The sequence below is a fragment of the Kitasatospora sp. NPDC005748 genome (assembly GCF_040630735.1).
Classification (GTDB): Bacteria; Actinomycetota; Actinomycetes; order Streptomycetales; family Streptomycetaceae; genus Kitasatospora.
Window position 1 is genome coordinate 97,436 of record NZ_JBEXYD010000016.1, and the last position, 22,030, is coordinate 119,465.

17 protein-coding genes and 1 pseudogene are annotated in these 22,030 nt (G+C 73.5%); 10 read left to right on the forward strand and 8 right to left on the reverse strand.

Annotated elements, in window-relative coordinates:
- Window positions 1–108 precede the first annotated feature (108 nt).
- From ABZ495_RS15200 to ABZ495_RS15210, 3 genes are all read left to right on the forward strand, one after another.
- A complete protein-coding gene (locus ABZ495_RS15200; RefSeq protein ID WP_359808933.1) occupies window positions 109–609 on the forward strand; it encodes a hypothetical protein in 501 nt (166 codons plus the stop codon).
- A gap of 149 nt (window positions 610–758) precedes the next feature.
- Window positions 759–1,721, forward strand: a complete 963-nt coding sequence (locus ABZ495_RS15205; protein ID WP_359836160.1) for a quinone oxidoreductase — start codon at window positions 759–761, stop codon at window positions 1,719–1,721.
- Window positions 1,722–1,777: 56 nt separating this feature from the next.
- Entirely contained in the window at window positions 1,778–2,422 is a 645-nt protein-coding gene (locus ABZ495_RS15210; protein ID WP_359836162.1) for a TetR/AcrR family transcriptional regulator, read from the forward strand.
- A gap of 115 nt (window positions 2,423–2,537) precedes the next feature.
- Here the strand turns inward: ABZ495_RS15210 and ABZ495_RS15215 are convergent, their stop codons facing one another.
- Entirely contained in the window at window positions 2,538–2,966 is a 429-nt protein-coding gene (locus ABZ495_RS15215) for a peptidase inhibitor family I36 protein (protein WP_359836164.1), read from the reverse strand.
- Window positions 2,967–3,522: 556 nt separating this feature from the next.
- Here ABZ495_RS15215 and ABZ495_RS15220 point away from each other — a divergent pair.
- The gene (locus tag ABZ495_RS15220; protein ID WP_359836166.1) at window positions 3,523–4,752 is read left to right on the forward strand and encodes a serine hydrolase domain-containing protein; all 1,230 of its coding nucleotides are present in this window, start codon (window positions 3,523–3,525) and stop codon (window positions 4,750–4,752) included.
- A 497-nt stretch (window positions 4,753–5,249) separates the two neighbouring features.
- Here ABZ495_RS15220 and ABZ495_RS15225 read toward each other — a convergent pair whose 3' ends face one another.
- Window positions 5,250–5,864: a TetR family transcriptional regulator gene (locus tag ABZ495_RS15225; RefSeq protein WP_359808940.1), complete on the reverse strand. Its 615-nt coding sequence runs from the start codon at window positions 5,862–5,864 to the stop codon at window positions 5,250–5,252.
- Window positions 5,865–6,040: 176 nt separating this feature from the next.
- Here ABZ495_RS15225 and ABZ495_RS15230 point away from each other — a divergent pair, with 176 nt between their 5' ends.
- From ABZ495_RS15230 to ABZ495_RS15245, 4 genes and pseudogenes are all read left to right on the forward strand, one after another.
- Window positions 6,041–6,976 carry an oxidoreductase gene (locus tag ABZ495_RS15230; protein ID WP_359836168.1) on the forward strand — a complete coding sequence of 312 codons (936 nt, stop codon included), beginning with the start codon at window positions 6,041–6,043 and terminating at the stop codon, window positions 6,974–6,976.
- Between the two features lie 256 nt (window positions 6,977–7,232).
- A pseudogene (locus ABZ495_RS15235) lies at window positions 7,233–7,793 on the forward strand (HD domain-containing protein); the annotation flags it as partial.
- A gap of 176 nt (window positions 7,794–7,969) precedes the next feature.
- Complete coding sequence (locus ABZ495_RS15240) at window positions 7,970–8,128, forward strand: hypothetical protein (protein ID WP_359836170.1); 159 nt, start codon at window positions 7,970–7,972, stop codon at window positions 8,126–8,128.
- A 199-nt stretch (window positions 8,129–8,327) separates the two neighbouring features.
- Entirely contained in the window at window positions 8,328–10,517 is a 2,190-nt protein-coding gene (locus ABZ495_RS15245) for an alpha-N-acetylglucosaminidase (RefSeq protein ID WP_359836172.1), read from the forward strand.
- Between the two features lie 134 nt (window positions 10,518–10,651).
- Here ABZ495_RS15245 and ABZ495_RS15250 read toward each other — a convergent pair whose 3' ends face one another.
- A complete protein-coding gene (locus ABZ495_RS15250) occupies window positions 10,652–10,882 on the reverse strand; it encodes a hypothetical protein (RefSeq protein ID WP_329485413.1) in 231 nt (76 codons plus the stop codon).
- Between the two features lie 775 nt (window positions 10,883–11,657).
- Here ABZ495_RS15250 and rph point away from each other — a divergent pair.
- Complete coding sequence (gene rph, locus ABZ495_RS15255; protein ID WP_359836174.1) at window positions 11,658–14,255, forward strand: rifamycin-inactivating phosphotransferase; 2,598 nt, start codon at window positions 11,658–11,660, stop codon at window positions 14,253–14,255.
- 69 nt (window positions 14,256–14,324) lie between these two features.
- Here the strand turns inward: rph and ABZ495_RS15260 are convergent, their stop codons facing one another.
- Window positions 14,325–15,548 (reverse strand): saccharopine dehydrogenase NADP-binding domain-containing protein, encoded by a 1,224-nt coding sequence (locus ABZ495_RS15260; RefSeq protein ID WP_359836176.1) that lies wholly within the window; start codon window positions 15,546–15,548, stop codon window positions 14,325–14,327.
- A 165-nt stretch (window positions 15,549–15,713) separates the two neighbouring features.
- Here ABZ495_RS15260 and ABZ495_RS15265 point away from each other — a divergent pair, with 165 nt between their 5' ends.
- Complete coding sequence (locus tag ABZ495_RS15265) at window positions 15,714–16,973, forward strand: pyroglutamyl peptidase (protein WP_359836178.1); 1,260 nt, start codon at window positions 15,714–15,716, stop codon at window positions 16,971–16,973.
- A 72-nt stretch (window positions 16,974–17,045) separates the two neighbouring features.
- On the opposite strand, the gene ABZ495_RS15270 is transcribed toward ABZ495_RS15265, so the two are convergent.
- The 4 genes from ABZ495_RS15270 to ABZ495_RS15285 form a co-directional block, all read right to left on the reverse strand.
- A complete protein-coding gene (locus tag ABZ495_RS15270) occupies window positions 17,046–17,813 on the reverse strand; it encodes an isocitrate lyase/phosphoenolpyruvate mutase family protein (protein WP_359836180.1) in 768 nt (255 codons plus the stop codon).
- A complete protein-coding gene (locus ABZ495_RS15275; protein WP_359836182.1) occupies window positions 17,810–18,427 on the reverse strand; it encodes a hypothetical protein in 618 nt (205 codons plus the stop codon). The genes ABZ495_RS15270 and ABZ495_RS15275 overlap by 4 nt, the downstream gene beginning before the upstream one ends.
- A gap of 142 nt (window positions 18,428–18,569) precedes the next feature.
- A complete protein-coding gene (locus ABZ495_RS15280) occupies window positions 18,570–20,768 on the reverse strand; it encodes a transglycosylase domain-containing protein (protein ID WP_359836184.1) in 2,199 nt (732 codons plus the stop codon).
- A gap of 490 nt (window positions 20,769–21,258) precedes the next feature.
- Window positions 21,259–22,026 carry a 3-oxoacyl-ACP reductase gene (locus ABZ495_RS15285; protein ID WP_359836186.1) on the reverse strand — a complete coding sequence of 256 codons (768 nt, stop codon included), beginning with the start codon at window positions 22,024–22,026 and terminating at the stop codon, window positions 21,259–21,261.
- Between the last annotated feature and the right edge of the window lie 4 nt (window positions 22,027–22,030).

A 22,030-nucleotide genomic window follows, 5' to 3' on the forward strand; every position in this document is an offset into this window, starting at 1 on the left:
GTCGGGGTAGGCACCGCGCGGAACGGGGAAAGCAGCCGCCGTGTCCACCGGGACACGGGCGCACCGCTCGTGCGTCCGCCCACCACCCCACCAGGCATCGGGAACGTGATGACGAACATCGACCGCAGGCACGCCCTGCGCGTGGCATCCGCGGCAGCAGTCGGCATGGGTGCGACCCTCGGCGCGACCGGGACCGCCAGGGCGAGCCGGCGGGCCTCGACCCTGAACCTGAAGGGCAGGCGAGCGGCGGCCGACATCCCGGGCGTCCTCACCGCCGGCGCACCGTACTTCGTCCACTACGAACTCCGCGACACCGACGACAATCCGGTCGGCACCGAGAGCGCGCACAGCCTGCCGATCACCGTCGGGCCGACCGGGTCCCTCGTCCTGGCCACCGTGGCGCTGCGCCTCACCGACGGGATGCTCACCGCCGCCGGTGCCTTCGAGCGGCCGCTTCCGGCGGTGACCGAGGTGGCGCTGGGCTACCAGCCGTGGTCCCACACCTTCGCGATCACCGGCGGGACGGGCGACTACACCGGCGCCTCCGGCGAGCTCCGGATCGACCACCTCAGCCGCGACGACTCCGCCCTCACCGTCACCCTGGCCTGAACCCGAACCCGGTCCGGCCCGAGGGCCCCACGGCCCTCCGGAGTCGCCAACCGGCCTTCCAAGCAAGGATTTTGGACTTGCCGGTCCATTTTGAGCCGCCTAACGTGCTGACCGGTCCCTCACGAAGAAGCCTGCAGAGAGGCGGCACCATGCACGCGATCCGGATCGAGAAGCACGGCGGCCCCGAGGTCATGCACTGGACCGAGCTGCCCGACCCCACCCCCGGTCCCGGCGAGGCACTGGTACGCCTGGGGGTCGCCGGGGTCAACTACATGGACATCGGTGCCCGCACCCAGGGCGGTCCCGGCTGGGCGGCCCCGACGGTCCTCGGCGTCGAGGGCACGGGGTACGTCACCGCGCTCGGCGACGGGGTCCGGGGCCTCGCCGTCGGTGACCGGGTGGCTTGGTTCTACCACCCGGGCAGCTACGCCGAGTTGCTCGCCGTCCCGGCGGACTCCCTGGTCAAGGTACCCGACGGCGTCGACGACGAGACGGCGGCCGCCCTGATGATGCAGGGCCTGACCGCCAGCCACCTCAGCACCGAGACCTACCCGATCGGCCCGGGCGACACCGCCGTGGTGCACGCCGCGGCGGGCGGCGTCGGCCAGTTGCTCACCCAGATGGTCAAGGCCCGTGGCGGCGACGTGATCGGCCTGGTCTCCCGCGAGGAGAAGGCCGCCGCCGCGAAGGAGGCCGGCGCCGACCACGCCCTGGTCCACTCCGGCGGCGGCTTCGAGGGCCGGGTCAAGGAGCTGACCGGCGGACGCGGCGCCGACGTCGTCTACGACGGCGGTGGCGCCGACACCTTCCGCTCCTCCCAACTGGCCCTGCGCCCGCACGGCGTGCACGCCTACTACGGCCCCTTCATGGGCGTCCCGACCCTGCGGCCCACCGACCTGCCCAACAGCATCCTGCTGACCTATCCCGTGGTGCACCACCACGTCGCCACCCGCGAGGCGCTCGTCCGGCGCACCGGTGAGGTCTTCGACCTGGTCCTGGCCGGCCGCCTCACCCCGCGGGTCGGCGGCCGGTACCCGCTCGCCGACGCGGCCCGCGCCCACGCCGACCTCGAATCCCGCCGCACCACCGGCAAGCTGCTGCTCCTGCCGTGACACCGCCGGGCTGGATCCGCTTCGATGGGAGCCGACAGCTCGTACCGGGAGGACACATGCCGCTCACCCGCAAGGGCGCCGCGACCAGGCAGCGCATCGTCGAGGGCGCCGCCGAGCAGATCCGCGTCCAGGGCGTGTTCGCGCTGCGGCTGGAGGACGTCATGGCCCACACGGCGACCAGCAAGAGCCAGCTGTTCCACTACTTCCCCGACGGCAAGGACGAGCTGCTCCTCGCCGTGGCCCGGCACGAGGCGGCCCGGGTGATCGACGACCAGCAGCCGGAGCTCGGCTCCCTCACCTCGTGGGCCGCCTGGCAGCGGTGGCGCGACAGGGTCGTCGCCCGCTACCGCGCCCAGGGCACCGACTGTCCGCTGCACACCGCCCTCGCCCAGCTGGGCCCGGCCACCGACGCCACGCGGACCGTGGCCGGCGGCCTGCTCGACCGGTGGCAGCAACAGCTGGCCGCGGGGATCCGCCACCTGCGGGACGCCGGCGAGACCGACCCCGACCTGGACCCCGACCGCGAGGCCGCCGCCCTGCTGGCCGGCATCCAGGGCGGCGTGCTGATCCTCCTCACCACGGGCGCGACCACCCACCTGGAGGCCGCTCTGGACGTGGGCATCGCGCGCCTGCGCGGCCGGACCGCCGCGGCCGTCGAGAACGGCACCGGCCGCGCGGCCCGGACGGCCGTGGCCGAGTGAACCCGCCCGGCGGTGGCCGGTCCCCCCGTGATCGCATCGCGCGGGGACCGGCCACCGTGCCGCGGTCAGGACACCGAGGACCCGGGCGGCCCGGACGGCCGGTACGCGGCGACCTCTAGTAGAGCGTGACGGAGCTCGCCTTGTCGTTGACCCCCCACGGGACGTTCACCGGTGCGCCGTAGGGCCCGGAGCCGATCAGGTACCCGGTGTAGCCGGAGCCGTCGAACAGGCTCAGGGTGCCGCCGCTCCTGTTCCAGAAGGCGCTCGTCCTGTCGTTCATCCCGAAGTTGGCGAGCTTGAAGGACCCGGCGCTGGGCACCACCCAGAGCTGGCCGCCGCCGTTGGTGTCCGAGAACAGGCACGCCTGGCCGTGCAGACAGTTGTCCCACACCGTCGCCAGGGAGTCGGCGCCGACGGCGATCGGCTGGATCACGGCGGGAGCGGCGCCGGTCTCGCCGGCGGGGGCCTGGGCCGCGGCGGTGCCGGCCGCGGAGGCGATCATCAGGACGGCACCGGCCGTGGCCAGGGCGAAGTGCTTCACCATGTGTGCTTCCTCTTCCTCGTGGATCGTGCGGTTTGCCGTGCTCTCCGTGCGCGGTACTCGGACGACCGGCGGTGCTGGGGACACCCGGCGGTGCTCGGATGCCCGGCGGTACTGGGACCACCGGCGCCCCCTGCCGAACGGGCTCACGCCCCGGGGACCTCGTGCTGCCGGTGTCGGCCGTCCCGCGCTGCGTGGACCGGAGCAGTTCCCGGGTGCGGCGCCGTTCGCGACCGAGCGCCGGAGCCCGAGGATGCCGCGACGTGTGCCGGCCGTGCTCCTCGGCAGGAACGGCTGCGCCACGGGACCCACCACCCCGTCCGAAGAACCGGTGGTGGCCCCACCCTGCGACCCGATGTGATTGTCCATCTACAGGAAGGCGGCAACCGGCAGCTGGGCGGCGGACAACCCGGATTGGCCACGGACAAGGCAGCGGTAGCGGCGGGCGGCGCCGCACGTACGCGGGGAGGACGCCGGCGACGGGCCCGACGGGTGACGCCCGCGCGGGTCGGGGGCCGATAGGGCGGGGCACCGGGGCTCCCGTGCCGATACTGCGGGGATGAGACCCTCCCGCCGGACCTCCCTGCTGTGCCTCGCCGCAGCCACCGCGCTCGTCGCCCTCGGCGCCCCGGTCACGACCGCCAGTGGTGCGGCCGGAACCGCCGGCCACCACCGACCGTGCGTCAGCTCCGCCGCCCCCACCGAGGGCGCCGCGCTCGACGTGCTGCGGATCGCCGAGCAGGCCAGAACGGAGATGGACCTCAAGTCCGTGATCCTGCGGGTCACCGTCGACGGCCGCGAACTCCTCACCTCCGCCCTCGGCGAGTCGATGACCGGGGTCCCCGCCGAGCCCGCGATGCACTTCCGCAACGGCAACATCGCGATCAGCTACCTGGGCACCGCACTCCTGCGGCTGGTCGACGACGGCAAGGTCCGCCTCGACGACCCGATCGGCCGCTGGCTGCCCGACCTCCCGCACGCCTACGGCGACCGGATGACCCTGCGGATGCTCGGCGCCTCCACCACCGGCCTCGTCGACTACGTCACCAGCCCCGGCTTCGGCGAGACGGTCTACGCGGACCCGTTCCGCCAGTGGACCCCCGAGGAACTGGTGGGCATCTCCACCGGCCAGGACCTCTGGTACGAGCCGGGGACCAACTGGAGCTACTCGCACGCCAACTTCGTCCTGCTCGGCGCCGCGCTGGAGAAGATCACCGGCACCCGGCTGGACGTCCTGCTCCAGCAGCTGGTCACCGGCCCGCTCGGACTGCACGAGACCAGCAACAGCTTCACGCCCGACATCCCGACACCCGTCCTGCACGCCTTCACCTCCGATCGCGGCACCTACGAGGAGTCCACCTTCTGGAACCCCTCGTGGACCACCGCACCCGGCGCGGTGGAGACCACCGACATCTGCGACCTGGCCCGCTCGGCCGTCGGCCTCGGCTCGGGCGAACTGCTCTCCCCGTCCTCCTACCGGGAGTTCCTCAACCCGGGGACGGTGGGCCTGGGCACGCCGACCGATAAGTGCCCCGCCACGGTCTGCATCGCGCAGACCCCGGCCACCCACTACGGGATGGGCGTGCTCGTGCTGAACGAATGGATCTCCCAGCACCCGCTGTTCTTCGGCTACTCGGCCTCGCAGAACTACCTCCCGTGCGAGCACCTGGCCATCGCCGTCTCCACCACCGACGGCCCCACCGCCCCCGGCGGCCACAGCGCCCACACCATCGCCCAGCGCATCGCCGCCGCACTCGCCCCCGACCACCCCATCCCCGACTTCGGCTGAGAACGTGTCGGGCAGCGGTCGACCGGCGCGCGCCGGCCCGGGTGGGCGACCGTCCGCGGTCCGGGGTTCGACGGGCGACCGCGGGTAGGGCGAAGGGCCTGCCCCTCCGGAGTGAGGCGCAGGCCCTTCGCCCTACCAGGTGGAACGCCCGCGGCAGTGTGCGGGTACGTCAGTTGTCCTGCCTCGCATCGGAGTCGGCCTGCGCGACGGCGCTCCCAGCGGCATCCACCTTCTGCCGCATCTCCTGGGCCTGGCCGTCGTTCGCCGTGGCGGCGGCCCTGCCGGGCGGGCCGGCGCGGTCGGGGCCGTGAGCGGCACCTGCGGGGCCGGGTACCGCGGGCGGTCGCGCAGGCCCTGTGCGCCGTCGAGGGTGAGCGTCCCGGAGAAGTCGAACATGACACCCTTGATCACGCCCGCGATCCCCGCCGCAGCTGCGGGCCGGACGCAAGCCCGTGGGCACGCCCGGGCACCGCGACCGTGTCGCGGTCCGGACGTCGTCACGCCCGCGAAGCCCCGACCGCGTCGAGGGCCGGGGCCAGGACGGCGAAGGCGTGGTCGATCAGCGCGGCCGGGTCCTCGGTGCCGTCGCTGTCGCTCCATCGGCGGAGCACCGTGTCGAAGGCGGACAGTGCCATCCCCGCCGCGAGGGGCGGGTACATCGCGGTGGCGGGATCGAGCCCGAGGCGGGCGGCCAGCTCGGCCGCCAGCTCGTCGCGCCACTGCGCCTGCCGTTCCAGGAAGCGGCCGAGCAGCGCGGGCGTCCGCACGATCAGCTGCACCACGCGCAGGGCGCGGTCACCGTGGCCGGCGTGGTCCGGGCCGTCGGCGCAGGCGGCGAGCGTGGTCCAGACCGCGTGACGGAGCGCCACGGAGGGCGGTTCCGCGGCGGGACGGGCGGCGAGTTCGGCGCACATCCCGGGGCCGAGATCGGCCAGCACCTGGACGACCACGTCCTCCTTCGAGGCGAAGTACCGGAAGAACGTCCGCTTGGACACCCCGGCGGTGACCGCGATTTCGTCGATCGTGACGGCCTCGAAGCCCTTCTCCGCCAGCAGGAGCAGCGCCGCCTCGGCCAACTCGGCGGCGACGAGCCGGCGTTTGCGCTCGGCCATGGTCAGACCGGGGCGGCCGGCGGGCCGGGTCGGTTCGGGACGGTCCGGGGCAGAACGGTCCGGAGCGGGGCGGTCCGGAGCGGGGCGGGAGGTCACCGGGTCATGGTAGCGCGATGCCCTGGGCGGCACTCGGGCGCATCTTGACACCGAGTGACAGCAACGTCAGCATGTGCCGCATGACTGAACATCAGAAGTGGACCGCCGAGCAGATCCCGGACCAGACCGGGAGGCTCTTCGTCGTCACCGGCGCCACCAGCGGCCTCGGCCTGGCCACCGCCCGCGCGCTGTCCCACCGCGGTGGCCACGTCGTGCTGGCGGTGCGCGACGAGGAGAAGGGCCGGCGGGTGGTCGCGGAGCTGCGCGCCGACCAGCCAGGGGCACGACTGGAGGTGCGCCGGCTCGACCTCGCCGACCTCGCCTCGGTCCGCGCCTTCGCCGCCGGCCTGCGCGCCGACCACGGCCGGCTGGACGTCCTCGTCAACAACGCCGGCGTCATGGCGCCGCCACGCACCTTGAGCGCCCAGGGCCACGAGCTGCAGTTCGCCGCCCATCACCTCGGCCACTTCGCCCTCACCGGGCTGCTCCTCGACCTGCTCGCCGAGGGCCGCGACCCCCGGGTGGTCACCGTCACCTCCCTCAACCACCGGCGCGGGCGGATCCGCTTCGACGACCTCGCCGGTGAGCGGCACTACGCGCCGATGGCCTTCTACAACCAGTCCAAGCTCGCCAACGCGGTCTTCGGCCGGCAACTGCACCTGCGGCTGACCGCCGCCGGGAGCCCGGTGCGCAGCCTGCTCGCCCACCCCGGCTTCAGCGCCACCGACATCGTCACCGGCACACCGACCGCCCTGTACCGCTTCCTCTTCGGCCGGCTGGCCCGGCCGCTCGGCCAGCACCCCGACCGCGGCGCACTCCCCCAGCTCTACGCGGCGACCCGGCCGGGACTGGCGAGCGGCGAATTCATCGGCCCGAGCGGCCCCGGCGAACTGCGCGGCGCCCCGGTTCGGGTCGCACTCGCACCCGCCGCGGCCGACGCCGAGACCGGGCGCCGGCTCTGGGAGCTGTCCGAGCGGCTGACCGAGGTCCGGTACGGGCTCCCGGACGCCGGTTGAAGGGTCGTCAGCACCGTGACAGGACAGCAGGACGACGAAGGGACTCCATGGTGGACCTCCGGACACCTCGACCGAGGACTGGGGGCCGGGGGCCGGGAGGCCGGGAGGCCGGGAGGCCGGGAGGCCGGGAGGCCGGGAGGCCGGGAGGCCGGGAGGCCGGGAGGCCGGGAGGCCGGGAGGAGCGTTACGGCAAACCCCTGAATCGTCCGATACCACCGGCTACCCTGTCGCGGTGACGACCTCCCGAGTACTGTCGATCGCCCTCCAGGACACCGACCGGCCCCGGCTGCGGCCGCTGCCGATCGAAGCAGCCGAACTGCTGCACGATGTCGACGCTCCGCCACGTCTGGTCGCCCATCTCCGCGTGGTCCACGACGTCGCGGGGCAACTCCTCGAATGGCTCGCCACCCGCGGCCTCGATCTGGGGATCGACCCGGATGCCGTCCTGTTCGGCGCCGCCACGCACGACATCGGCAAGACGCTGCACCCCGCCGAGCTGTCCGGTCCGGGCGCACGGCACGAGGAGGCCGGCCGGGACCTCCTCCTCGCCCGGGGCGTCGATGCCGACCGGGCACGCTTCGCCGCGACGCACGCCGCCTGGGCCACCGAGGCGGCCGGGACGGAGGACCTCCTGGTCAGCCTGGCCGACACGAGCTGGAAGAACAAGCGCGTCCCCGGGCTCGAAGACCTCGTCGTCGCCAGGCTCGCCGCGGCGAGCGGGAGGTCGGCCTGGGAGGAGTTCATCGACCTGGACACCGTGCTCACCCGCATCGGCGACCGGGCCGACGAACGGCTCGCCTTCCAGCTCGCCCACCCCACGGCGGGGGCAGCCCACGGCTGCCGGACCTCACCCACGCGCTCGCCGACTGGTTCGCCGCGAACGAGCCGGCTGTCCGCGCACGCGGGATCGCCACCCAACTGGGGCACTCCCCGGACGACGGCCGGCTCAAGAACAGCGCCTGGCTGACCCTCGAAGCCGGCCGCCGGGCCGTCATGATCACCGTCTGGAGCAGCGGCGAGACCGAACTCGACGACGTGGACCTCGACACCGGCGACAACCGCCCCGAGCACCGGGACCTGACGACCACTCAGGAGCTGCACGACATCCTCGCGTCCGCCCTCGACCGGGCCGACCCCGGCACCGACGCCTGACCGCGCGGAAGGGGGCGGGGCCGCCTGCCGTGACGCCCGCGCCGGGGCAGCTCGACTTCGGCCCCGGGTGCGTCGAACGGGTGAACGCCGCGCCCCCGCCGCCGAACCGGCCGCTAGAACGTCCGGCAGCGGCCCCTCGGCCCCCATATTCGAGGAAGGACTGGACCCGCCCCGCACTCGATGGGAGATCCCGGTGACCATGGCTTCCACCGCAGGGCGGTCGGGGCTGGCGCTCGCGCTGGCCGTGTCCGGGGCGCTCGCCGGGGCTCCCGCCGGCGCGGCCGCCGGGCCGGCGTTCGATCCCGGTCCGGCGGCCGCCGCTCTGGCGCGTCTGCTGCCGGCGCAGCACGACCAGTTCACGCTGGTCCCGGTCGCCAAGGGGGCGGGCGGGGACTCGTTCTCGGTGTCCGGCACCGCAGGGGCCGTCACGGTGTCCGGGACGTCGCCGGCGAGTCTGCTGACCGGAGCCGGCTGGTACCTGGAGAACGTCGCCGACGTGGACATCGGCCTGCCGGGAGACTCGCTGGGCGCGCTGCCCGCCGTCCTGCCCGGCGTCGGCTCCCCGGTCGGCCGCACCGCCGTCGTCCCGCACCGCTACGCGCTCAACGACACCGACGCCGGCTACTCGGGCGCCTACCGGGACTTCGCCGCGTACCAGCACGAGGCGGACGTCCTGGCGCTCCACGGCTTCAACGAGGTGTTCGTCCAGACCGGCGCCGAACTCCCCTACTACCAGGCGCTCCAGGGCTTCGGCTACAGCGCCGCCGAGCTGCGGTCGTGGATCCCGGCCCCCGCGCACCAGAGCTGGTGGCTGCTGCAGAACCTGAGCGGGGTCGGCGGGCCGGAGTCCGAGCGGCTGCTCACCGCCCGGGCGGCCCTGGGCCGACGGATCGCGGACCACCTCCGCGGTCTGGGGATGACACCGGTGCTGCCCGGCTTCTTCGGCACCGTTCCCCCCGGCTTCGCGGCGAGGAACGCCGACGCCAGGGTGGTACCGCAGGGCACCTGGGTGGGGCTCGACCGTCCCGACTGGCTCGACCCGACGAGCGCGGCCTTCCCGAGACTCGCGGCCGCCTACTACCGCGCTCAGCGCGAGGCGTTCGGCGACAGCGCGATGTACAAGATGGACCTGCTGCACGAGGGCGGCACCGCGGGGCCGGTGGACGTGGGCGCCGCGGCCGGGGCCGTGCAGCGGGCCCTGCTGGCGGCGCACCCGCAGGCCACCTGGGCGATCCTGGGCTGGGAGAGCAACCCGTCGGGCGCCGTGCTGTCGGGGGTGGACCGCGACCGGATGCTGATCCTGGACGGCCTGGCCGACCGCTACGACGGGCTCGACCGCGAGCCGCAGTGGCAGGGCGCCCCGTACGCCTTCGGGACGATCCCGAACTTCGGCGGCCACACCTCGCCGGGAGCGAACTCGGCCGTCTGGGTGCGGCGGTTCCAGCAGCGGCGGACCAAGCCGGGCAGCGCACTGCAGGGCATCGCGTACCTGCCGGAGGCGGTGGGGACGGATCCTGCGGCGTTCGAGCTGTTCGGCCGGCTCGCCTGGGAGCCCGCCGGGATCGATCAGGCCGCGTGGTTCGCCGCCTACGCGGCGCGCCGCTACGGCGCGGCCGACCCGCATGCGGCGGCGGCGTGGGAGGCCCTTCGGCAGGGCCCGTACAGCATGCCGTCCGGCCGGTGGAGCGAGGCGCAGGACAGCCTGTTCGCGGCGCGCCCGAGCCTGACCGTGGCGACCGCCGCGACGTGGAGCCCCCCGGCGATGCGCTACGACCCGGCACGGGTGCGCGCCGCGCTCGACGAACTGCTGCTGGTGTCACCGGCGTTGCGGTCCTGCGACGCGTACCGGTTCGACCTGGTGAACGTCGCCCGGCAGGCGCTGGACAACCGGGCACGAGCGCTGCTGCCGCAGATCGCGAGCGCCTACCACGCGCGGAACCGGACGCTGTTCCGGTCGCTGGTGCGCGAGTGGGAGGCCGACCTCGCGCTGGTCGACCGCCTGTCCGGGACCGACGCGCGGTCCATGGTCGGGCCGTGGATCGCCGCCGCCCGCTCGTGGGGCGCCGACGCGGCGGAGCGCGACCGGCTGGAGTACGACGCACGGTCGGTCCTGGCGAACTGGAGCGGCCGCGTCCCGAGCGACGTCCACGGGCTGCACGACTACGCGAACCGGGAGTGGGCGGGCCTGGTCGCCGGCCTCTACGCCCGGCGGTGGAGCTCCTACTTCTCGTCGCTGGACGAGGCTCTGACGAGCGGTGCGCCGCCGGCGGCGATCGACTGGTTCGCCATGGACGACGCATGGTCGCGGCAGACCGGGCCGCTTCCGACCTCCCCCTCGGGGGACCAGGTGGACCTGGCGCGGGAGGTCGCGAAGGCCCTGCCGGGCTGAACGGGGCGGTGAGCGCCACCCGTTCCACGCGGTTCCGACAACGGCCGGGCCCTACCGGTGGCATGCCCCCTCGGCGGACCGCGGGGCCGGCGCCCTTCCGGGTACCGGCCCCGCGGGTCGATCCAGCCGGCGGGTCAGTAGAACCAGACGGAGAGGCGGGCCGTGTTCGGGGCCGCGTCACAGAAGTAGGTGACCGCCTGGCCCGACGACACGTAGGCCTTGCCCGCGGTCTCGCACGCGGCAGCGCTCGGGTACATCCCGATGTAGGTGAAGCCGGTCGCCTGGGCGGCCGGGGCCGCCAGGAGCGCGCCACCGGCCAGGACGCCGGCCAGGGCCACGGAGGAGACCACTCTGCGAATCGCCATGATGGTGTAGTCCAATCTCGTAGAGGAACACCTGGAGGCCGCACCCTCGCTGTCTGAAGGGGAGCCTCCACCAGTCCCGGCACCTGCGGCAATGGGCCTCGGGAAGTTCGGCCGGAAGCCATCGGATCATGGAGCACCGCAAACCGGAACCGGCGCCGCCACCTGTGAAAACGCCTACACAACCCACCCGGGTCCGACGCGGCTCGGCCGAAAACAGCAGCAGCACCACTGGTGCGGACCCGGAACGTGCCCACCTCACGCACCACGCCGGGCGAACCACCCCACCCGCCCCACCGCTCCACGTCCGGATCCGGCGGACGGCGGTGCGCCCGCACGTGCGAGAAGCTCGTCATTCCATCGGACGGGAATGGGCCCGGAAATGGCGAAGGCAAGGAGAAGTCTCTCCTTGCCGTTATCAAGATATAGCGCAGCGGGGGGCTTGCCGCAAGGCCCCCGGCACGGTGCAGAATCGTCGGCCGAAGCCACCACCTGCGGAAATCGGGGTGCGCCGGCCGTGTGTCGCTGTCGACGCACGGCGGGCACGGTGGCGTCGAATCAGGGGCAGGACCAGTGGGCAGGACCAGTGGCGGGGCCAGCGGTGGAGTCGCCGGTGCCCGGTGCGAATGCGTGGGGGTACGCCCCGGCCGACGCGCCGGCGGAACGGCCGGCGGGAATGAGGAACGTGCTCGACAGGAAGTTCGACGAAATCGCGGGCGCCGGTGATCCGACCGGCCGCCGCAGCGCAAGGGAAGACGGCTGCCCCGGAGGTACGGCAATGAATGAGCAGTACGTGCGGGATCTTCATGAGGTGGACGAGAGCCAGAGCGCGATCGTCGGCGGCAAGGGTGCGCACCTGGGCGCGCTCTCGCGGATCGAAGGCGTCCACGTGCCGGACGGCTTCTGCGTGACGACGGACGCCTTCCGGCGGATCATGGCGCAGGCTCCGTCGATCGACGGTCTGCTCGACCGACTCTCGCGCCTGGACCCGGACGACCGCGAAGGGGTCCGCACCCTCAGCGCGCGGATTCGCCGGGCTGTCGAGGAGATCGCCCTCCCCCACGACCTCGCGGCGGAGATCACCGGCGCACTCGGCCGGTTCGGCGAGCGGGCCGCCTACGCCGTCCGCTCCAGCGCGACGGCGGAGGACCTGCCGACGGCCTCCTTCGCCGGCCAGCAGGACACCTATCTGAACGTCGTGGGGCCGGCGGCGGTCCTCCGGCACGTCAGCCTGTGCTGGGCCTCGCTGTTCACCGAGCGGGCGGTGGTCTACCGCCGGCGCAACGGCATCGACGACCGTACGGTCCGGATGGCCGTGGTCGTGCAGCGGATGGTCCTCCCGGAGGCGGCCGGCATCCTGTTCACGGCCGACCCCGTCACGGGCGACCGGACGGTCGCCACCGTGGACGCCGGTTTCGGCCTCGGCGAGGCCCTGGTCTCCGGGCTGGTGAACCCGGACGTCTTCAAGGTGCGCGGCGGCGAGGTCGTCGCCCGGACGATCGCCACCAAGCAGCGCGCCCTGTACGCCCTGCCGGGCGGCGGCACGCGGGAGGTGGCGGTCGAGCCGCGGCGCCGCGAGCAGCCCGCGCTGACGGATGCGCAGGTCCTCCGGCTCGTCCGGCTCGGGCGGCGGATCGAGGCGCACTTCGGCACCCCGCAGGACATCGAGTGGTGCCTGGTCGACGACGGCTTCCGGATCGTGCAGAGCCGGCCGGTCACGACGCTGTTCCCCGTCCCCGAGCGCGGCGACCGGGAGAACCACGTCTACGTCTCCGTCGGTCACGGTCAGATGATGACCGACCCCATGAAGCCGCTGGGGTACTCCATGTGGCAGCTGACGGCCATGGTGGCGATGCACGAGGCCGGCGGCAGGCTGTTCGTGGACGTCACCCCGCGCCTCGCCTCGCCCACCGGCCGGGTCGCTCTCCTGGACCTCATCGGGAGGGGCGATCCGCTGGTCAGGGACGCGCTGGAGACCGTCCTGGACCGCGGTGACTTCGTCCCGACGGTCCCGGACGCGGCGCCCGTCGGCCCGCCGGCCGGTGGCGCGCCCACCCCGATCGCGACCGATCCGGCGATCGTCACCGGGCTGATCGAACGCAGCCGGGCGTCCGTCGCCGCTCTGGAGCGCGACATCCGGACGAAGACCGGACCGGCGCTGTTCGACTTCCTGCTGGAGGCCTTCGAGGAGCACAAGCGGGTGCTCAGCGACCCGCTGAGCCTCCAGGCGATCATGGCGGGGATGGAGGCCACCTGGTGGCTCAACGACAAGCTGCGGGAGTGGCTGGGCGAGAAGAACGCGGCCGACACCCTGACGCTGTCCGCCCCCGGCAACGTCACGTCGGAGATGGGGCTGGCGCTGCTCGACGTCGCGGACGTGATCCGCCCGCACCCGGAGGTGGTGGCGTTCCTGCGGGGCGTCGGGGACGAGGACTTCCTGGACGACCTGGCGAAGCTCGCGGGCGGGACCGAGGCGCGGGACGCCATCGAGGCCTACCTCGACCGGTACGGCATGCGCTGCGTCGGCGAGATCGACATCACCAGGCCGCGGTGGCGCGAACGCCCCGACACGCTGGTGCCCGTGATCCTCGACCACGTCCGGAACTTCGAACCGGGCGCCGCCGCACGGCGCTTCGAGCAGGGGCGGCGGAAGGCCGAGCAGAAGGAACAGGACGTGCTCACCCGCCTGCGGGCCCTGCCGGAGGGGGACCTCAAGGCCGCCGAGACCAAGGCGATGATCGACCGGGTCCGCACCTTCATCGGGTACCGGGAGTACCCCAAGTACGGCATCATCAGCCGCTACGCCGTCTACAAGCAGGCCCTGCTCCGGGAGGCCGAACGCCTGGTGGAGGCCGGTGTGCTGACCGAGCGGGAGGATGCCTTCCACCTCACGTTCCAGGAACTCCACACCGTCGTACGAACGCACCGGGTGGACGCCGGGCTCCTCCGGCGGCGCGAGGACGCGTTCCGCTCGTACCACGCGCTCACGCCGCCCCGGGTGCTCACCTCGGACGGTGAGGCCCTCACCGGGTCGTACCGGCGCGACGACGTGCCGGCCGGGGCCCTGGTCGGCGTACCGGTGTCCGCCGGGACGGTCGAGGGAAGGGCCCGTGTCGTCCTCGACATGGCGAAGGCCGATCTCGAAGCAGGCGACATCCTGGTCACGGCCTTCACGGACCCCAGCTGGTCGCCGGTGTTCGTCGGCATCGCGGGGCTGGTGACGGAGGTGGGCGGCCTGATGACCCACGGCGCGGTCATCGCCCGGGAGTACGGCCTGCCGGCCGTCGTCGGCGTCGAGCGGGCCACCCGGCTGATCCGGGACGGGCAGCGGATCCGCGTGCACGGGACCGACGGGTTCATCGAGATCCTGTCCTGACCGACGCCTCGCCCCGGCCGGGCCGGGGCGGGCCGGGGCGTCGGGGCCCTGCCGTCGTGGTGCCCGCCGCTAACCCCGGCTCGGGGCGGTGGCCGGCGGAGCGTCCAGGACGGTGAAGCGCAGACCGGCCGCGGTCAGGCGGTCGATCAGCGCGCTGCCCATCGCCACCGCAGGGGTGACCTGGCCGGCGGTGGGCGGCAGTTCGTCGTAGGCGAGGCTGAGCGCCGACTCGGCGAGCATCTTGGCGGTCTCCGTGTAGCCCGGGTCGCCCCCGGACACCTCGGTGAAGACCCGGTGCCCGGGGCCGGTCTCGCCGACGAAGCGGACGGTGAACCAGGAGGCCGCGCGCTGCTCGGCGGTGGGCCCCGCGCCGGGCTTGCGCAGGCCGGTCAGCGCCCTTCGCAGCGGCGGCAGTTGGGCGGCGAGCGCCAGCAGGGCGAGTCCGGCGCCGCCGGCCAGCAGCACCGGAAGCCGCCGAACCGCCGCGTAGTGGCCGTAGCGGAAGACCGGGCCGTAGTCCGGCCGTGCGGCGGCCGAGCGGGCGACCACCAGCGGATCGATGGTGGGCATCGGCACCGCCCAGGCGCGGGCCTCGGCCGACCGCCGGACCGGGCCGGCCTTGGCGCTGATCCTGCGGCCGGCCGGATGGGGGTCGGCGGCGCGGCGCTCCCGCGCGGCCCGGGCGGCCGCGCGGGGGCGGGACATCACGGTCAGCGCGGAGGCGAAGGTGCCGCCGGAGAACGTCCCGCCGGCCCGGACGAAGCCCCGTACCGAGACCGCGGCGCCGTCGGGCAGGGCGCCGAGTTCGCGCATCCGCTCCAGGGTGAAGAGCACTCCCAGGTCGTGCGGCACCGAGTCGAAGCCGCAGGAGTGCACCAGCCGGGCACCGGTCTCGACGGCTCGGCGGTGGTGCAGCAGGTACATCCGGTCGACGAACTCGGGTTCGCCGGTGAGGTCGACGTAGTCGGTGCCGGCGTCCGCGCAGGCGGCCACCAGCGGCTCCCCGTGGCTGAGGTAGGGGCCGACGGTGGAGACCACCACCCGGGCCGCGGCCGCCACCTCCCGCAGCGAGCCGGGGTCGGTGGAGTCCGCGATGAGCAGCGGGAGGTCGGCGCAGCCCGGCTCCAGGGTGGCGAGGTGCGCGCGCAGCGCCTCCAGCTTGCTCCGGTGGCGCCCGGCCAGCGCCCAGCGGCAGCCGGCCGGCGCGTTCCGGGCCAGGTACTCGGCCGTCAGTGCGCCGGTGAAGCCGGTGGCACCGAACAGGACCAGGTCGTACGGGCGTTCGGCGTCCATGAGCGTTCCCTACCGGCCGGTAATGACGGAGCGCCTCACGCTAGGGACCGGGGCACGACGGTGTCAACCGTCCACGCCGGGGCCCGGCGCCGCCGGCAGCGGCGGGGCAGGCCGCCCCGGGGCGATCTGGCGGAGCGTCAGCAGATCGATGTAATGTCACACTTCATGACATGCACCCGCTATCTCCTGGCCGCGAGCCTCGTCGGCGCCCTCGCCCTCCCCCTGGTCCCGACCAGCGCGGCGGCCCAGACCCAGCCCGCCTGTCGCGCCGCCACCGCGCCCCCGGTCGACGCCGAACAGGCACGGCTGGCGGATCCGAGGGCGGCCGCCTTCACCGAGCGGGCCGGGCTCGGTGACTTCGTCGGGAGGTTCCCCGCCGCCCTGTGCTCCGCGCGGAACGCCGCCGAGGCCCGGGAACTCGTGGACGCCTGGGGCCGGGCGCTCTGGCGGGCGGCGGTGGACCGCGCCCAGGACCGGCGGCGCGGCGGCGACCTGCCCGCCCGGGACGACCGCCCGCTCTACTGGACGCGGCTGGCCATGACCGTCCGGCTCGCCCAGTGGCAGCCCGCCTTCCCCGTCGACACCACTGACCTCCGCTCGCGGTTCGAGGACGCCTCCCGCGGGCTGCTGGACAACGAGTTCAGCGGGACGCCGGGCCTGCGCCGGGTGTTCGTCAGCGGCTTCGACCCCTTCGGCCTCGACGGCGAGCTCCGCCGCGCCAACCCCTCCGGCGCCGCCGCCCTGCGGCTGAACGGTCTGCGGATCACCCTGGCGGACGGCACCCGGGCCGAGATCCGGGCCGTACTGCTCCCCGTCCGCTACGCCGACTTCGACCACGGCATCGTCGAGCGCGCCTTCGGTCCGCGCCTCTCGCCCGGCCCGCGGTCCGCCGACCAGATCACCACCATCAGCCAGGGCTACCCCGGGCTGTTCACCGTGGAGGCCTGGGCCGGCCGCGCCCGCTCCGCCGACCCGTACCCGGACAACACCGGCACGCTCTCCGGCGGCACCCGGGAGCACCCGGTGACCGCCCCGGGCATGGGGCCCGGTGCCGAGTTCATCGCCACCACCCTGCCCGCCGCGGCCATGACCGCCGTGCAGCAGCCGTACCCCGTCCAGCTGAACACCGTGGTCACCGAGATCCCCGCCGGGGGCGACGCGCCGGTCGACCGCGAGGACGGTCCCACCCCGGGCTCCCGGGCCGTCGAGGGCGGGGGCGGCGGGTACCTGTCCAACGAGGTGGCCTACCGCTCCAACCGACTGCGGCTGGAACTCGCCCCGCGGCTGCCCGGCGGCCACCTCCACACCCCCGTGCTCACCGGCCTCCCCGAGCACGCCGACCGGCTCACCGGCCCGGATCTGGAACGGAACGAGGCCGCGATCACCGACGAAGTCCTCGACATCCTCCGCCACGCCACGCCGTGACCTCCCCGGACCGCCGGGGTGTCCGGCGCCGGCCCCGTGCGGCGCCGGACACCCCGGCCGGTCGGCCCCGGGCTAGCCGCTGAGCGCGTCGACCTCCGCGTAGCCGGGGATGCCGGCGGGCAGCTGTCCGCCGTCCCGGACGGCGACCGCCGTACCGACCGCGGCACCCAGGGCCGCACGGAACAGCAGGGAGCCGGTGCTGACCCGGCGCACGCCCAGCTCCGCCAGCCGGTCCAGGCCCAGCGCCGGCAGGTGCAGGACGTTCACCGGGACCGGCACCGCGGCCGTCACGGCGGCGATGTCCCCCTCGCGCGCCAGACCGGGCACGAAGACGCCGTCCGCGCCCGCGTCCACGTACCGTCGCGCCCGGTCCAGCGTCGCGGGCACCGAGGCCTCGACCCCGAGCCAGTAGGTGTCCGTGCGGGCGTTGAGGAAGATCCCCGGCGCCCGGCGCTTCACCTCGCGGACCAGCGCCTCCTGCGCCGCGGGGTCGGCCAGGTGGTCGTCGCGGCCGTCCTCCAGGTTGACCCCGGCGACTCCCAGCTCGGCCAACTCGACTGCCAGGTCGCCCACTTCGGCCGGGTCCGTACTGAAGCCGGCCTCGATGTCGACGGTGACCGGACAGGGCAGCCGGACCAGCCGCCCGGCCAGTGCCACGGTCTCGTCCCGGGCCAGGCCCGCGGCGTCGGGAATGCCGTTGGCCGCGGCCACGCCGAGGCTGGTGGTGCCGAGGGCGGCGAACCCGGCGGCGGACAGCGCCGCGGCCGAGGCGAAGTCCCAGGCGTTGGGCAGCAGCAACGGCCGGTCCGCGTGGTGCAGGGCGTGGAAGGCGGTGGTCATCGGGCCGTCGCCTCCACCAGGCCGGCCGCGAGGGCGAGCGCGTGCGCACGGCCGGGGCAGGCGTGCGGGCCGGCGCCGAACGGTTCGTCCGCCAGGCCGACCTCCACGAGCGTGCCGTCCGGCGCCACCCGGCGGGTGAGGGGCACCGGCGGATCGGTGCGCCCCGCCACCGCGTGGGCCACCAGGGCCTTGGTCGCGTCGCAGGCCTGGACGAGCAGCCCGATCCGGTTCGCCGTGGCCTCGTCGGCGACGCCTCCGCACACCTCGACCAGCCGGGCGAGCGCCCGGTCCGCCTCCTCCGTGACCGCGGTGTGCGGCTGGTACGACGCCGCCACGACGGCGACGTCCCCGGCCACCTCCGGCGGCAGGCCGAGCGCCTCGGCGAGCACCTCGACCGGCCCGTCCCCCCGCTCGGCCGCCCGCAGCCGAAGAGCGTCCGGGTCGACGGACGCCAGCTCGGCCTCCGCGAGCGCACGTCTGCGGCGGTGGGCCGCGCCGCTGCTGAAGCGCGCGACGGACGACCTCAGCCAGGCGACGCCGCCCGGCGGGGAGTCGGGGACCGGTGGGACGAGGAACTCCGGGTCGGTCAGCACGGCGTGACTCAGCAAAGGCATGGCGCCAGGCTAACGGGCGCCTCCGACACCGCCCCTGAGCCGCCGGGCTGCCGGGCTGCCGGGCCGCCCGGTTGTCCGGCAGCCCGGCGACGGGAGAACCACGGCAGGTGGTCGGGGCGCGCACCCCGACCAGCCGCGGGCGTCAGTGCTGCGGACCGGCCGGGGTGGTGGCCGGCGGAGCGGACGGCGGGGTCGAGCCGCTCGCGTTGGGGTCGGTCTTCGGCGCCGGGTCGGGGATGTCGGCCATCTTCAAGGACTTCTTCGGCTCCCCGCGAAGGGCCAGGTTCATCGCCAGCTGCCAGATCGGGCCGGGGCCGTCGGCACCGAACACCTCCGAGAAGTGCTTGCCCCCGATGGTGATGTTGCGCATCTCGACACCGCCGGCCGGCCCGCCGAGCCAGACCGACGTGGCGAGCTGCGGGGTGTAACCGCTGAACCAGGCGGCCCGCTTCTTGTCCGAGGTGCCGGTCTTGCCGGCGATCTGCCGGTCGCCCTCCAGGTTGAGCGCCGAGCCGGTGCCGTCCGCGGTCACGCCGTTGAGGATGGTGTTCAGCACCTGGGCCGTCGACTCGGAGAACGCCTGGCCGCAGTTGGCGGCCGGGACGGCGATGTCCTTGCCGTCCACGGTGGTGATCTTGTTGATCGCGGTCGGGGCGCAGTACTTGCCCCCGGCGGCGAAGGTCGCGTAGACGTTGGCCATGGTCAGCGGGCTCATCTCCTCCACGCCCAGCGCCATCGCCGGCACCTCGTCCAGGGGCTTGCCGCTGGCCCGGGTGGTGATGCCGAGCTTGTTCGCCATCTGCTTGACCGAGCAGAGGCCGATCTCCTGCTCCATCTGCACGAAGTAGGTGTTGATCGAGCGGGCCATCGCCTCCTTCAGCTGGTAGGGGCCCTTCTCACTGGCGGACTCGTTCGGCACCACCGTCTTGGGCTTGTCGGTGTTCTTCCAGGTGCCCGCACAGGTCTTCATCGTCGGGTACTCGAGCTTGTTCGGGGAGGAGTACTCGGTGACCGGCGACAGGCCCGCCTCCATCGCGGCGGCCGCGACGATCGGCTTGAAGGTCGACCCGGGCTGGAAGCCGTTGCCGCCGCCCATCGCCGCGTCGACGTTGAGGTTGACGACCGTCTGGTTCTTCTTCGCGTCCAGGCCGTAGGGGCGGGTCTGGGCCATCGCCAGGATCTTGCCGGTGCCCGGCTCCATCATCGTCGCGGCGGCCGACACCGAGTCGGTGACCTTCACTTTGGTGGTCACCGCGTTCTGGGCGGCGGCCTGCTTGTCCGGGTCCATGGTGGTGGAGATGTTGAGACCGCCCTGGTCCCAGAACTTCTTCCGCTCGGCGGCACTCGCGCCGAACGCCGGGTCCTGCTTCACCACGTGCCGGACGTAGTCGCAGAAGAAGCCCATGCCCGCCTGGGCGGTGATGCAGCCGTTCTGCGGCTCCCGGTACTGCAGACCCAGCGGCGCGGCCTTCGCCTCCTTGGCCTGGTCCGCGGTGAGGTGCTTGTTCTCGACCATCTTGTCGAGCACCACGTTCCGGCGCTTCACCGTGTTCTCGGGGTAGCGCACCGGGTCGTACAGCGAGGGGTTCTGCACCATGCCGGCCAGCGTGGCGGCCTCGGCGACGGTGAGGTCCTTGTTGCTCTTGCCGAAGTAGCGCTGCGAGGCCGCCTCCACCCCGTACGCGCCGTGACCGTAGAAGGTGATGTTCAGGTAGTTGGTGAGGATCTCGTCCTTCGTCATCTCCTCTTCCAGTTTGATGGCGACCTTCAGCTCCTGGATCTTGCGGCCCAGCGTCTTGCGCTGCGCCTCCAGGACGGCCGCCTGGTCCTCGCCGGCCTTCTCCACATTGACGTTCTTCACGTACTGCTGGGTCAGCGTCGAGGCACCCTGCGAGGCGGTGCCGCTCTCCGCGTTCTTGCCGGCCGCCCGCAGCACGCCCTTGAGGTCCACGGCGCCGTGCTCGTAGAACCGCGCGTCCTCGATGTCGACCTGCGCCTGGCGCATGAACGGGGACATCTGGTCGGCAGGGATGACGGTGCGGTCGCGCTCGTAGACCTTGGCGATCAGCCCGCCCTTGGCGTCGAAGATCTGCGTGGCCTGCGTCAGCGGCGGCGTCTTGAATTCGCCCGGAATGTCCTCGAAGCTCTCCGCCGTGCTCTTGGCGGTCAGCCCGAACGCGCCGACGGCGGGCAGCGCCACACCGGCCAGCAGCGCACCGGACACCACGCTCACGCCCAGGAAGGTCCCACCGTGGCGGACCAGCCGCAGCGGCGAACTTCGCGCCGGCGGGTTCTCTCCGGCGTCGGACGCGTTCCATATCGGGGGAAGTTGAGAAGCCATGCCGGAATGCTAGCGCCCATTTCTGACGCATCGAACGACCAGTCGAACAGTAATGTCCCGGCCGTGTCACAGATACCCGGAGTCCAGCCGTGAATTCCGCCGCGCATTTCTTCGGACGGCATGCGGGAAAAGGGCTTCCGGTGAATTCCCGAGAAGGCCCCGCCGATGAGGAGAACGCTGACGGACCGCCGGTCCGGCGGCGACCGGGCGCCGGCACCCGCCCCGGGTCCGCGGGTCCGTGACTACACCTGAAGCACCCCTCCCCCTCACAGCACCCTGACATCAGGTAGATGCGGTGGGCGGGTCGAAAGGTTGCACGCACACCGGGTTTCCGCTTCACGGTGGCCGGAGCCTCACCTCGGAACGTTCTCGCGGAGTGCCCACGCGAGATCGCCGCGACGTCGCCCCGGACGCCACGGCCAGTGGTCGTCAAGCGGCCGGCCGGCGCACCCCGCGGTGCGCCGGCCGGTCCTGGTGGTGGGGGTGGGGACTACTGGGGGGTGACGTAGGCGCCGGAGATGCCGCCGTCGACGAGGAAGGTGTTGGCGGTCATGAAGGACGAGTCGTCGGAGGCCAGGAAGGCGACCGCCGCGGCGATCTCCTCCGGCTCGGCGAAGCGGCCGACGGGGATGTGGACGAGGCGGCGGGCGGCGCGCTCCGGGTCCTTGGCGAAGAGCTCCTGGAGCAGCGGGGTGTTGACCGGCCCCGGGCAGAGGGTGTTGACGCGGATGCCCTCGCGGGCGAACTGCACGCCCAGCTCGCGCGACATCGCCAGTACCCCGCCCTTGGAGGCGCTGTAGGAGATCTGCGAGGTGGCGGCGCCCATCACCGCCACGAAGGAGGCGGTGTTGATGATCGAGCCCTTGCCCTGGCGCTGCATGTGCGGGATCGCGTACTTGCAGCAGAGGTAGACGGAGGTCAGGTTGACCTCCTGGACGCGCTTCCAGGCGTCCAGGCCGGTGGTGAGGATCGAGTCGTCGTCCGGCGGGGAGATGCCCGCGTTGTTGAAGGCGATGTCGAGCCGCCCGTACTCGTCCACGGCCCGCTGGAAGAGGCCGCGGACGGCGTCCTCGTCGGTGACGTCGGCCTGGATGAAGAGGCCGCCGACCTCGTTGGCGGCCTTGGACCCGGTCTCCGGGTCGAGGTCCACGCAGACCACCTTGGCGCCCTCGGCGGCGAACCGCCGGGCGGTGGCCAGACCGATGCCGCTGCCCGCGCCGGTGATGACGGCCACCCGGCCGTCGAGTCGCTCGCTCATGCTG